Here is a 12,432-nt window from a genome sequence, read left to right as displayed (position 1 = left end):
GTGTCGTGCGATATTTATTCTGTCTGCATCACAGCGCCGACCCTGCCGGGCTGCGTTTCATCTGCCAGTACCAGCGGTTTTTGCGGCGCTTCCAGTGCCAGCAGAAAGGCTTTGATATCCAGTCCGCCCGCAAAGCCGGTAAGCTTGCCGTTGGCCCCAATCACGCGGTGGCACGGTGCGACAATTGAGAGCGGATTACGCCCATTGGCCGCCCCGACGGCTCGCACCGCCAGCGGATGGCCGATCTCCCGCGCAATCTGGCTGTAGCTGCGCGTCTCACCAAACGGGATCGCCACCAGCGCCTGCCAGACTTTTTTCTGAAACTCAGTGCCGACAAAATCGAGCGGCAGCTCAAAGCAGCGACGAGCACCGGTGAAGTACTCGCTGAGCTGACGCTCAGTTTCGATCAGAATGGGATGATCGTCATCGCGCGTTTGCGGAAAAAACCGGGTGCGTTTGGGATCGTCGTTTTCCCACAAAATACCCGCCAGGCCGCTATCGCTGGCGACCAGTTTCAGTTCACCCACCGGGGTGACTATCGGTTTGAAGTAGTACATGGTGATTCTCCCGTCACGGTTCTGTCGCCTATTATCGCACTTTTCATCAGCCTGACTGGCTGTTTTCGGTCATGGCGATAAACTGTTGTGCTGTCCGAAAACAGCCAGTCTGCCGGGATTCACCGGTGTAGGCTGCGCTTATTTACCGGAGAACTGCCATGCTCGATCCCGACATTGCCTATCAGGCGCTGACCTCTCGTGATACCCGCTTTGACGGCGTTTTCTTTGTTGGCGTGACCTCAACCGGTATCTATTGTCGTCCGGTCTGCCCGGTCAAAGCGCCAATGCAGAAGAACTGCCTTTTCTTCAGCAGCGCCGAAGCGGCGGAGAAAGCCCGCTTTCGCCCCTGCCTGCGCTGTCGGCCCGAACTGGCACCCGGTAATGCACCGGTTGATCAGCCGCACCGTGTGGCAGAGCGGCTGGTTCAGCGTATCGAGGAAGGCATGCTGGAGGAACGTGAAGGACTGGAGGCGATTGCCGCTGAATTCGGTATCAGCCTGCGTCAGCTGCGCCGCATCGTGCAGCAGGAGCTGGGTGTCTCGCCGCTGGAGCTGAAGCAGACGCGGCGCATGCTACTGGCTAAACAGCTGCTGACCGAAACCCGGCTGCCGATTATTGACGTTGCCTATGCCAGCGGCTTTGGCAGCCTGCGGCGCTTTAATGATGTCTTCCAGGCCCGTTACCGCATGACGCCAGGCGCGCTGCGCAGGGACGATACGGGCACTCAGTGTGCGCAGCCCGGCGACCGCGTGACGCTGCGGCTGGCCTATCGCCCTCCCTACGACTGGGCGGCGATGCTCTGGTTTTTGCAGACGCATCTGATGAAAGAGGTCGAGGCAGTGGAAGATGGCAGCTGGCGACGCACCGTGGTGCTGGGCCGCTGCCGGGGCTGGGTCTCTGTTTCGCATCTGCCGCAAAAGAACGCGCTGCAGGTGACGATCTCAACCTCGCTGACGCCGGTTCTGCCTCTGCTGCTGCGCCGTCTGCGCGATCTGTTCGATCTCGACGCACAGCCGCAGCGTATCGCCGCCTGTCTGGCGCAGGACCCCCTGCTGGCACCCAGCCTGATCTCGCATCCGGGTCTGCGAGTGCCTGGCGCATTCGACGCCTTTGAGCTGGGCGTGCGCGCCATTATCGGCCAGCAGGTGACGGTCAAAGCGGCCACCACGGTCAGCAGCCGTTTTGCCGCCGCCTTTGGCGAACCCTGTGAGACGCCGTTCGCCGATCTGACCCGCTACACCGCCCATCCTGAACGCATCGCCGGACTGACGGTAGACGATGTCGCGCCGATGGGGATTGTCAGTGCCGCCCGCTCCCGCGCCATCATCGCCTTTGCAAATGCCTGCGCCAGCGGAGATCTGCGTCTCAGCGCTGCTCAGGCGCCAGACGAGGTCATCAAAAAACTGGTCAGCCTGCCGGGTATTGGTCCCTGGACCGCGCACTATATCGCGATGCGCGCCCTGCGCTGGCCGGATGCCTTTCCCAAGGAGGATATTGCCATTCGTAACAACCTGGGCGGCATGTCATCGAAAGAAGCGGAGGCGCGATCGCAGTCGTGGCGTCCCTGGCGCAGCTATGCGGTGATGCATATCTGGGAGAGCCTGGCAGTGGCAAAGGCAAAGAAAAAGCCGTGACAGCGAGACTGGGGGGCAAATCTGCCAGCAATACAGAAGCTCAACGCGCAGGGAACAGGGTCAGAAGAAAATGGCGCGGGCCGACAGCCATCGCCAGAGGCGCTTCCAGACTGCTTATAAACTCGCATCCGGCTAAATCTGACCGCAACGAAAAAGCTCAACGCGCAGGGAACAGGGTCAGAAGAGAATGGCGCGGGCCGACAGCCATCGCCAGAGGCTTTTCCAGACTGCTTACAAACTCGCACCCGACTGGATTTGGCCGCAACTAAAAAGCTCAACGCGCAGGGAAAAGGGTCAGAAGAGAATGGCGCGGGCCGACAGCCATCGCCAGAGGCTTTTCCAGACTGCTTACAAACTCACACCCGGCTGAATCTGACCGCAACGAAAAAGCTCAACGCGCAGGGAACAGGGTCAGAAGAGGAAAGCGTCCCGCGCCAGGGACGGCGCGGGCCGAGCAGGTCAGGGATGACGGCTTTTGCGTCTTTCCGATCTGACCCTGTTCTCTGCGCAGGCTCGATCTCACAGCGGAACGGGCCGGAGTTTGCTCACAACTTCAAAAACCAATGACGTTTTGCTTTGAAAAAGTAATCAGATACCGCAGAAACGAAAAAAGCGCCCTGAGGGCGCTTTTTTCTTAATTGGTGGGTCGTGCAGGATTCGAACCTGCGACCAATTGATTAAAAGTCAACTGCTCTACCAACTGAGCTAACGACCCGCTGGGGGCTTACAACCGTTCAACACGCCAGGCGGCTGAGATAAGATGGTGGGTCGTGCAGGATTCGAACCTGCGACCAATTGATTAAAAGTCAACTGCTCTACCAACTGAGCTAACGACCCATCTTAGGTTGTGAAGCAATGCTGAAGTGTTCTTCTTAAAACTGCGCGGTAAAAGCGCGTCTGAGGAAGATGGTGGGTCGTGCAGGATTCGAACCTGCGACCAATTGATTAAAAGTCAACTGCTCTACCAACTGAGCTAACGACCCATCTTCAGGCTTACCAGACACTTTGCAATGTGTCCCGGCAACGGCGGCATATATTACTGATTTAGCGGGGTAGCGCAACTCTTATTTCTGCTAAATGCTTCAGTTGCTTACCTTTCATACGGCAAGACCAGAAATCACACGATATCTGGCCTGAACCGTACAGATTACAGACTGGTCAGACGTTTTTGCGCCTGCTTAGCAGATTCGGTGTCTGGATAAAGTTTGATCACCTGCTGGAAGACCGCTTTAGCTTTCGCTGTGTCTTTTTTCTCCTGCATGATGACGCCCACTTTCAACAACGCTTCTGCAGCTTTCGGCGACTTCGGATAGTTTTTCACTACCGTGGCGTAATAGTAAGCCGCGTCGTCCTTTTTGCCTTTGTTATAGTTCAGCTGTCCCAGCCAGTAATTGGCGTTCGGCTGATAGGTCGAATCCGGGTAACGTTTTACCCACGCCTGGAGCGCGCTGATCGCCTGATCATACTGTTTCTTCTCCAGAATCAGCGCCACAGCCGCATTGTAATCGCTGTTAGCGTCACCGGTCTGCGCAGGTGCGCTATCCGTTGATGCTGCCGCGCCTGCGGTTGCTGCTGCGCCGGTATCCGCTGCGGCATTACTGCCGGCTGCCTGCTGACCGCCGCTGGTGCTGGCGCTGCTCAGGCTGTCAATCTGCTGGTAAAGCTGCTTCTGCCGCTCAACCACCTGATTCAACTGATACGTGTTTTGCTGGATTTGCCCACGCAGCGCGTCGATATCACGCTGGTTATCGCTCATCTGCTGCTGCAATTGCTGCATCAGCTGAGCCTGGGCATTAGAAATTCGTTCAAGAGTGGTGACACGGTCTTCGACCGAGCCGGAGCCAACGCTACTGATTGACGCTTGGGCATTAGCGGCCCAGGGGGCCGCTACGCCAATCAGTAACGACAGACTCAACAGGTGATGTCTGAAGTTACTAACCATGTGATTCTCTTAGTAGACCAGAACGGCACGACGGTTTTTAGAATACGCTGCTTCGTCATGACCCAGAACGGCTGGCTTCTCTTTACCGTAAGATACGATAGACATCTGATCAGCCGACACGCCTTTGCCCTGCAGGTACATTTTAACCGCGTTAGCACGACGTTCGCCCAGGGCGATGTTGTATTCCGGCGTACCGCGCTCATCCGCATGACCTTCGATGGTCACTTTGTATGACGGGTTGCTGCGCAGGAAGGTTGCATGCTGATCCAGCATCTGTGCGTAATCAGACTGAACGTCATACTTGTCCAGGCCGAAGTACACGATGTTGTTCTGCTGCAGCTGCTGCATCTGCAGACGAGCCTGCTCGTCAGAAGACATGTTGCCGCCGTTGCCGTTCATGCCAGAATTTGCACCGTAAGCGCCGCCATCAGCGCCCATGCCAGTCTGGTCATTGTTGTTGTTCTTGTGTGAGCTACAAGCCGCTACTGCCAGAACCGGCAGAGCCAGCATCAAACCCTTCAGCACTTTGTTCAGTTGCATTTCAAAATCCCATTATTGTTTATTGTTTGTGATGTCTGAACTGTCAGACATTACAGATACGGCGACCAGGCAGGAAATTTTACCTGTCCATCAGTTGCCGGAAGACGCGCTTTGAAACGGCCGTCGGTAGAAACCAACTGCAACACGGAACCCATACCCTGAGTAGAGCTGTAGATTACCATTGTGCCATTGGGTGCCAGGCTCGGCGTTTCATCCAGGAACGTGTCCGTTAACGTTTGAACGGCTCCCGTTTCCAGATCCTGTTTGGCGACGTGTTGAGCACCACCGTTGGTGCTAATCATCACCATTGACTTACCATCTGTTGCGACATCCGCATCCTGGTTCTGACCGCCTTCCCAGGTAATACGTTGTGGCGCGCCACCGTTAAGTCCGACTTTGTAGATTTGTGGAGCACCAGCCTGATCGGAGGTGTAAGCCAGCGTCTGGCTGTCCGGGAACCAGGTCGGTTCGGTGCTGTTATAGCGACCATCGGTAATCTGACGCGTCTGACCTGAGGCCAGATCCATCACATAGAGGTTCAGGCTGCCGGTTTTAGAAAGCGCGAACGCCAGTTTAGAGCCATCCGGCGAGAACGCTGGGGCACCGTTGTGACGTGGATAGGAGGCGATCTGACGGATAGCGCCGTTCGACAGCGTCTGAACCACCAGCGCAGATTTGCCGCTTTCAAAGGTCACATAAGCGACTTTGCTGCCATCCGGAGACCAGGCTGGCGACATCAGAGGCTGTGGTGAACGATGCACGACAAACTGGTTGTAACCATCGTAGTCAGCAACGCGCAGTTCATACGGGAACTGGCCGCCGTTGGTCTGCACCACATAGGCGATACGGGTACGGAAAGCGCCCTTGATGCCGGTCAGCTTCAGGAACGTTTCGTCACTGGCCGTGTGAGCGGCATAACGCAGCCACTGCTTCGTCACTTTATAACTGTTTTGTGCCAGCACGGTACCTGGTGCACCGCCGGTGTCGACCAGCTGGTACGAAACCTGATAGCTGCCATCCGGGTTAGACGCGACCTGACCGACGACCACGGCATCAATGCCGAGAGCACTCCACGCGGCAGGCTGAACTTCCTGCGCGCTGGCAGGCTGCTGTGGCAGACGCGAGCGATCCAGTGGATTAAATTTGCCACTGTTGCGCAGGTCAGCTGCAACGATGCCGCCGATATCTTCCGGCGCTGCGCCAGCACCGGCCCATTTAAACGGCACCACGCCAATCGGGCGCGCAGTGTTGACACCCTGGGTGATCTCAATTCGAACTTCTGCATGCAGCATGGCTGCCCACAGCAGGATAAAAAAGCCTAACGTAACGCGAAGAGCTTGCTTCATTTTATCTCCCTTATCTGAACCTCAGTCCACGATAATTGGCACTGTTCCTGGAAACCACGAGTACAACTTAAGTACGGCACGCTAAACATAGATCAACTTGCCGCCCGTTACTGCATTATTGCGGTTTAAAACGCATTGGGGCGTTTTTAAACACTTCGTAGACCGCCTGCGAAGGCGGCTTCGGAATACGTGCCTGTTTTGCGGCAGCAATCGCGGCCTGACAGAGCGCGGGATCGCCACCCTCTGACTTAACATCAATCAACAAGCCATCAGGCGCAAGTTTAATCCGTAAATCACAGGTTTTTCCGCGATACAGATCCGCATCATAGAATCGGCTCTGAATCGCACTCACAACCTGACCCATGTAGGAGTTGATTTCCGCGCCTGATGCACCCGCTTTCTTCTGGTTTCCCTGCCCTGCTGCGCCGCCAGAGGTGCCGCTTTTCGGCGCATTTTTACCGGAAGCGAGTCCACCCAGCAAATCATCGACATCGCTGTCGTTGGCCGCATCGGCGGCGGCTTTCGCTTTAGCATCCGCTTTGGCCTTTGCGGCAGCATCGGCTTTGGCTTTCGCCGCGGCATCGGCTTTCGCTTTGGCGGCTGCTTCCGCCTTCTCTTTGGCGGCCTCTTTAGCTGCTTCCGCTTTCTCTTTTGCGGCTTCTGCGGCTTTTGCTTTGGCCTCAGCTGCTTTTTCTTTAGCCTCTTCAGCCGCTTTGGCTTTGGCATCCGCCGCCGCTTTCACTTTGGCCTCAGCCGCGGCTTTCGCATCCGCTTCAGATTTCGCCTTCGCTTCCGCAACGGCTTTCTCTTTTGCAGCGGCAGCAGCAGCGGCTTTCGCCTGCTGATCAGCCTGCTTCTTTGCTTCAGCTGCGGCCTGTTTCGCCTGCTCAGCCGCGGCTTTTGCCTGCGCATCTGCCTGAGCTTTTGCATCCGCTTTGGCTTTGGCAGCCGCCGCTTCCGCCGTTTTTTGCTGCTCCTGCGCCTGCTTAGCAGCGTCTTCGGCAGCTTTCTGCTGCTCAGCCTGCTGTTTCGCCTCTTCTTTCGCGGTTTCCTGCGCGGCTAAACGCTCTTTTTCCAGCGCTTTCAGACGCTGCTGTTCAGCAGCCTGTTTCTGTTGCAGCTCTTCAGCCTGCTGCTGCGCCTGCTTTTTACGCTGCTGCTCAGCCCGCTGGCTGTCACTTTGCTGGTTCTGCTGACGATTGTATTGACTCACGACGGCACCGGGATCGACCATCACTGCATCAATATCACTGCCTCCGCCACCCGCACTGCTGGCGTCAATGTGCTCATTAAACGAGCTCCAAATCAGCAGCGCGATCAGCACGATATGCAGAATCACCGAAATGATTATCGCGCGCTTTAACTTCTCGTTTTGCTCGGTTGCCTTCGACACACTCGGTTCCCAAAAAACGGTTCGATTTTAAATCGGCTGCGTCATCAAACCGACAGATTTAACACCCGCCTGGTGCAGCAGGTTGAGCGCTTTAATAATTTCATCGTAAGGCACCTCTTTCGCGCCCCCGATCAAAAAGACCGTCTTAGGATTCGCTTCCAGTCGACGCTGCGCTTCGCTGATTACCTGCTCTGGTGGAAGTTGATCCATACGATCGTGATCCACGACCAGGCTGTACTGACCCACGCCCGCCACTTCGACAATCACCGGTGGATTATCATCGCTGGCAACGGTTTTCGAATCGGTCGCATCAGGCAGATCCACTTCCACGCTCTGGGTAATAATGGGCGCCGTTGCCATGAAGATCAGCAACAGCACCAACAGGACGTCCAGTAGCGGAACGATGTTGATTTCCGACTTCAGGTCGCGGCGTTTGCGACCACGTACTCTGGCCATCATTAACCTCTATTTACTTAGCGCTATCGCTGGAGAAAGCCTGGCGATGCAGAATGGCAGTGAACTCTTCCATGAAGTTGTCGTAGCCCTGCTCCAGTTTGTTCACGCGCTGGTTCAGACGGTTGTACGCCATCACCGCCGGAATCGCGGCAAACAGACCGATAGCGGTCGCAATCAACGCTTCAGCGATACCCGGTGCAACCATCTGCAGGGTTGCCTGCTTCACGGCACCCAGTGCGATAAACGCGTGCATGATCCCCCAGACGGTGCCGAACAGTCCGATATAAGGGCTGATAGAACCGACGGTGCCGAGGAATGGGATGTGGTTTTCCAGCGCTTCCAGCTCACGGTTCATTGAGATACGCATCGCACGGCTCGCACCATCAATGACCGCTTCCGGCGCATGGCTGTTGGCGCGATGCAGGCGGGCGAACTCTTTGAAGCCGGAATAGAAAATCTGCTCCGAACCGCCCAGTTCTTCCCGACGCTCCTGGCTTTCCTGGTAGAGGCGCGAGAGTTCGATGCCGGACCAGAATTTGTCTTCAAACGCCTCCGCTTCTCTTCCCGCCGCATTCAGAATACGTGTGCGCTGAATAATGATGGCCCAGGAGGCAATAGAAAAGCCGATCAAAATCAACATGATAAGTTTGACCAGAAGGCTCGCCTTCAGGAACAAATCAAGAATGTTCATGTCAGTCACTGCTTGAACTCCGCGACAATAGACTTGGGAAGCGCAATCGGCTTCATTAGATGTGGGTTAATGCAGGCAATCAGGACTTCTGCCTCATTGAGCACTTTGCCTTCAGTATTCACGATACGCTGAGTGAACGTCATGGTAGCCCGTGTCATTGATGTGACCTCGCTCTGGATCTCCAGAAGGTCATCAAGACGCGCCGCCGCCAGATAGTCCACCGATATACGCCGTACCACAAAAGCGATCTGCTGTTCTAACAGCGTCTGCTGATTGAAATGGTGCTGTCGCAACATTTCAGTACGTGCTCGTTCATAAAAAGCGATATAGCTGGCGTGATAAACCACACCACCGGCATCAGTATCTTCGTAGTAGACCCGAACCGGCCAGCGAAACAGCGTTGTACTCACTCTACATCCCGGCCTCGTTTTAAACGTTGTTACTATACGCAAGAGAATTGGGGTTGGGAATGGCTCGTCAGAGCCAGGCGAAAATAATTATCGCTCCGTAACAAACGGAACGATTTCAGGGAGATTAATTGACCAGACGCTGACAAAAATTCACTGACAGCGCCGATGAGGCGGGGTCTTAAAGATAAAAACGGTAAAGCGCAATAAACAGCACCAGCATGGCGGGTAACGGGGCAAACAGCGCCTGCCATCGGGTTTGCTGTGGCCGGAAGCCCACACCGTGGATCACCCCACTGCAGACCGCCCAGATCAGCACCAGCCCCTGCAGAGCCGGTAACTGGCCTGCCTGACTGGCAAAGCGTGTCGGATCCCACATCACGCCGCCTGCGGTCAGCAGCGCCAGCAGCAGTGAAAGGGCCCGTAACGGGCCCTTATCCATCAGATCATACAGCATCCGAATTGGCGTTCGCATCAGTGAGGCTCATCCTGCGCTTCAATGTGCTCAATCGCCAGCGCGGTCACGATACCAAAGGCACAGGCCAGCAACGTGCCGAGAATCCAGGCAAAATACCACATGCGACGTCTCCTTAATTAATAGAGTGAGTGACTGTTGCTTTCAATATGCTCTTTGGTGATACGACCAAACATCTTCCAGTAGCACCAGGTGGTGTAGGCCAGAATGATCGGCACAAAGATAGCGGCGGCAACGGTCATAGTTTGCAGCGTCAGCAGGCTGGACGTTGCGTCCCACATGGTCAGGCTCACACCCGGCACCGTGCTGGATGGCATGATGAACGGGAACATCGCAATGCCGGCTGTCATGATGACGCAGGCCAGCGTCAGTGAGGAGAACAGGAACGCCCAGGCGCCCTTCTCAACCCGCGAGCAGAGTATGGTCAGCAGCGGCAGCACAGCGCCCAGCAGCGGGAACAGCCACAGCACAGGATGGTTCTGGAAGTTGACCATCCAGGCACCCGCTTCGCGCACCACGGTTTTGCCCAGTGGGTTAGAAGCAGCGAAGTGATCCATGGTGCTGGTCACCACATAACCATCGATACCATATTTCACCCAGACGCCCGCCAGGATAAAGCAGACCATCATCACCAGGGCGGCAAGTTGTGCTGCGGTGCGTGAACGCAGATGCAGTTCGCCGGTAGTGCGCATCTGCAGATAGGTTGCACCCTGCGCCAGAATCATCGCCACACTGACCACACCTGCCAGCAGACCAAACGGATTCAGCAGCTGGAAGAAGTTACCGGTATAGAACAGGCGCAGATACTCATCGGCATGGAACGGCACGCCCTGTAACAGGTTGCCAAACGCTACGCCAATCACCAGCGGCGGCACGAAGCTGCCAATGAAAATCCCCCAGTCCCAGGCACCGCGCCAGCGATTATCTTCAATCTTCGAGCGGTAATCGAAGCCAACCGGACGGAAGAACAGCGACGCGAGCACCAGAATCATCGCCACGTAGAAGCCAGAGAAGGCTGCCGCGTAAACCATCGGCCAGGCGGCAAACAGCGCGCCACCTGAGGTGATCAGCCAGACCTGGTTACCGTCCCAGTGTGGGGCGATACTGTTAATCATGATACGCCGTTCAGTATCATTCCGGCCCAGAATGCGTGTCAGCATCCCGACACCCATATCAAAACCATCTGCGACGGCAAAGCCAATCAGCAGTACGCCAATCAACAGCCACCAGACAAAGCGCAGAACTTCATAATCAAACATGGTCGCTCTCCTTATCCCTGTACCGGCTGGGTGATTGCCGTGATCTGCTCATGATGATAACGCCCGGTTTTCAGGCTGCTCGGCCCAAGACGGGCGAATTTGAACATCAGGTACATCTCAGCCACCAGGAACATTGTGTAGAGTCCGCAGATCAGGATCATGGAGAACAGCAGATCGCCAACGGTCAGGGAGGAGTTGGCCACCGCAGTCGGCAGCACTTCACCGATAGCCCAGGGCTGACGACCATACTCCGCCACAAACCAGCCTGATTCAATAGCGATCCACGGCAGCGGAATACCAAACAGCGCCGCTTTCAGTAACCAGCGATTTTTACCGATGCGGTTACGCAGTACGCTCCAGAACGCCAGTGCGATAATGCCCAGCAGCAGTACGCCACACAGCACCATGATGCGGAAGGCGAAATACAGCGGGGCGACACGCGGGATAGAGTCCTGCGTCGCCTGTTTAATCTGCGCTTCGGTCGCATCAGCCACGTTGTCGGTATAACGCTTCAGCAGCAGACCGTAGCCGAGATCCTGTTTATGACTGTTGAACGCGTCACGCACCGCCGGATCCTGGCTGCCACCGCGTAGCTCATTCAGCAGGGCATAGGCTTTCATGCCGTTGCGGATGCGCACTTCATGCTGTGCCATCAGATCTTTCAGGCCGGTGACCGGCGTATCGGTTGATCGGGTGGCGATCAGGCCCAGCAGCCAGGGGATCTGTACTGCGTATCGGTTCTCCTGAGTTGCCTGATCGGGCAGGCCAAACAGGGTAAACGACGCCGGTGCCGGCTGGGTTTCCCACTCCGCTTCGATAGCGGCCAGTTTGGTTTTCTGCACGTCACCCATTTCGTACCCTGACTCATCGCCCAGAACGATGACTGACAGTACCGCCGCCATGCCAAAGCTGGCTGCGATAGCGAACGAGCGTTTAGCAAAGGCGAAATCACGGCCTTTCAGCATGTACCAGGCGCTGATGCCCATAATAAACATCGCTCCGGTGGTGTAACCGGCTGCCACGGTGTGAACGAATTTCACCTGCGCGACCGGGTTCAGCACCAGCTCTGAGAAGCTGACCATCTCCATGCGCATGGTTTCGAAGTTGAACTCAGAGGCGATCGGATTCTGCATCCAGCCGTTAGCCACCAGAATCCACAGCGCCGACATGTTTGAGCCCAGCGCCACCAGCCAGGTGACTGCGAGGTGCTGCACTTTGCCCAGGCGATCCCAGCCAAAAAAGAACAGGCCAACAAAGGTGGATTCCAGGAAGAACGCCATCAGACCTTCAATGGCGAGCGGCGCGCCGAAGATATCGCCGACGTAGTGAGAGTAATATGACCAGTTAGTCCCGAACTGAAATTCCATGGTCAGGCCGGTGGCGACACCCAGCGCAAAGTTAATACCAAATAACTTGCCCCAGAACTTCGTCATATCTTTATAAATTTGTTTGCCGCTCAGGACATATACCGTTTCCATGATCGCCAGCAAAAACGCCATACCCAGCGTTAAAGGGACGAACAGAAAATGGTACATCGCCGTTAAGGCAAACTGTAACCGCGACAGCTCGACGATATCTAACATAAGGACTCCTTGCTCCTCGCTTTGCCTCCGTCACGCGCGCGAACAGATCGAACGCAATCAGAGTCAGCAACGACTGTTTATTGATTCCAGTTTTTTATTACCCGCAGAACAGGTCTGTGAGCTGCCCGAACAGGCGAGTAGCGAATGAA

At 55.9% G+C, this 12,432-nt stretch carries 13 protein-coding genes and 3 tRNA genes; 1 reads left to right on the top strand and 15 read right to left on the bottom strand.

The annotated features are described in order from the left end of the window. Nucleotides 1-14 precede the first annotated feature (14 nt). On the bottom strand, nt 15-557 hold the full coding sequence (locus FOV68_RS07280) for a methylated-DNA--[protein]-cysteine S-methyltransferase (RefSeq protein ID WP_143990545.1): 543 nt from the start codon (nt 555-557) through the stop codon (nt 15-17). A gap of 158 nt (nt 558-715) precedes the next feature. Between FOV68_RS07280 and FOV68_RS07275 the strand changes: the two genes are divergently transcribed. Next, nucleotides 716-2,191: an AlkA N-terminal domain-containing protein gene (locus FOV68_RS07275; RefSeq protein WP_143990544.1), complete on the top strand. Its 1,476-nt coding sequence runs from the start codon at nt 716-718 to the stop codon at nt 2,189-2,191. 639 nt (nt 2,192-2,830) lie between these two features. On the opposite strand, the gene FOV68_RS07270 is transcribed toward FOV68_RS07275, so the two are convergent. The 14 genes from FOV68_RS07270 to cydA all read right to left on the bottom strand — a co-directional run bounded on the left by FOV68_RS07270 (nt 2,831) and on the right by cydA (nt 12,283). Continuing rightward, nucleotides 2,831-2,906, bottom strand: a tRNA-Lys gene (locus tag FOV68_RS07270). A gap of 46 nt (nt 2,907-2,952) precedes the next feature. Further along, a tRNA-Lys gene (locus FOV68_RS07265) sits at nt 2,953-3,028 on the bottom strand. 70 nt (nt 3,029-3,098) lie between these two features. Beyond that, a tRNA-Lys gene (locus tag FOV68_RS07260) sits at nt 3,099-3,174 on the bottom strand. A gap of 164 nt (nt 3,175-3,338) precedes the next feature. Continuing rightward, a complete protein-coding gene (gene cpoB, locus FOV68_RS07255) occupies nt 3,339-4,133 on the bottom strand; it encodes a cell division protein CpoB (protein ID WP_010260773.1) in 795 nt (264 codons plus the stop codon). A gap of 9 nt (nt 4,134-4,142) precedes the next feature. Beyond that, entirely contained in the window at nt 4,143-4,673 is a 531-nt protein-coding gene (gene pal, locus FOV68_RS07250) for a peptidoglycan-associated lipoprotein Pal (RefSeq protein WP_010260771.1), read from the bottom strand. A gap of 50 nt (nt 4,674-4,723) precedes the next feature. Beyond that, on the bottom strand, nt 4,724-6,019 hold the full coding sequence (gene tolB / locus FOV68_RS07245) for a Tol-Pal system beta propeller repeat protein TolB (protein ID WP_010260769.1): 1,296 nt from the start codon (nt 6,017-6,019) through the stop codon (nt 4,724-4,726). Between the two features lie 115 nt (nt 6,020-6,134). Continuing rightward, entirely contained in the window at nt 6,135-7,412 is a 1,278-nt protein-coding gene (tolA, locus tag FOV68_RS07240; RefSeq protein WP_064704663.1) for a cell envelope integrity protein TolA, read from the bottom strand. Nucleotides 7,413-7,439: 27 nt separating this feature from the next. Continuing rightward, a complete protein-coding gene (tolR, locus tag FOV68_RS07235) occupies nt 7,440-7,868 on the bottom strand; it encodes a colicin uptake protein TolR (protein WP_010260764.1) in 429 nt (142 codons plus the stop codon). A 13-nt stretch (nt 7,869-7,881) separates the two neighbouring features. Further along, the gene (gene tolQ, locus FOV68_RS07230) at nt 7,882-8,568 is read right to left on the bottom strand and encodes a Tol-Pal system protein TolQ (RefSeq protein WP_010260762.1); all 687 of its coding nucleotides are present in this window, start codon (nt 8,566-8,568) and stop codon (nt 7,882-7,884) included. Further along, entirely contained in the window at nt 8,565-8,969 is a 405-nt protein-coding gene (gene ybgC / locus FOV68_RS07225) for a tol-pal system-associated acyl-CoA thioesterase (protein ID WP_010260759.1), read from the bottom strand. The genes tolQ and ybgC overlap by 4 nt, the downstream gene beginning before the upstream one ends. 178 nt (nt 8,970-9,147) lie before the next feature. After that, nucleotides 9,148-9,441: a cyd operon protein YbgE gene (gene ybgE / locus FOV68_RS07220; RefSeq protein ID WP_031593673.1), complete on the bottom strand. Its 294-nt coding sequence runs from the start codon at nt 9,439-9,441 to the stop codon at nt 9,148-9,150. Then, the gene (gene cydX, locus FOV68_RS07215) at nt 9,441-9,545 is read right to left on the bottom strand and encodes a cytochrome bd-I oxidase subunit CydX (RefSeq protein WP_010260755.1); all 105 of its coding nucleotides are present in this window, start codon (nt 9,543-9,545) and stop codon (nt 9,441-9,443) included. Before cydX ends, ybgE begins: the two co-directional genes overlap by 1 nt. 15 nt (nt 9,546-9,560) lie before the next feature. After that, a complete protein-coding gene (gene cydB, locus FOV68_RS07210) occupies nt 9,561-10,700 on the bottom strand; it encodes a cytochrome d ubiquinol oxidase subunit II (RefSeq protein ID WP_143990543.1) in 1,140 nt (379 codons plus the stop codon). An 11-nt stretch (nt 10,701-10,711) separates the two neighbouring features. Next, a complete protein-coding gene (gene cydA / locus FOV68_RS07205; RefSeq protein WP_010260749.1) occupies nt 10,712-12,283 on the bottom strand; it encodes a cytochrome ubiquinol oxidase subunit I in 1,572 nt (523 codons plus the stop codon). Nucleotides 12,284-12,432 lie beyond the last annotated feature (149 nt).

It is taken from the genome of Pantoea sp. paga (assembly GCF_007558755.1).
Classification (GTDB): domain Bacteria; phylum Pseudomonadota; class Gammaproteobacteria; order Enterobacterales; family Enterobacteriaceae; genus Pantoea; species Pantoea agglomerans.
This window is presented reverse-complemented; position numbering and strand designations above follow the sequence as displayed.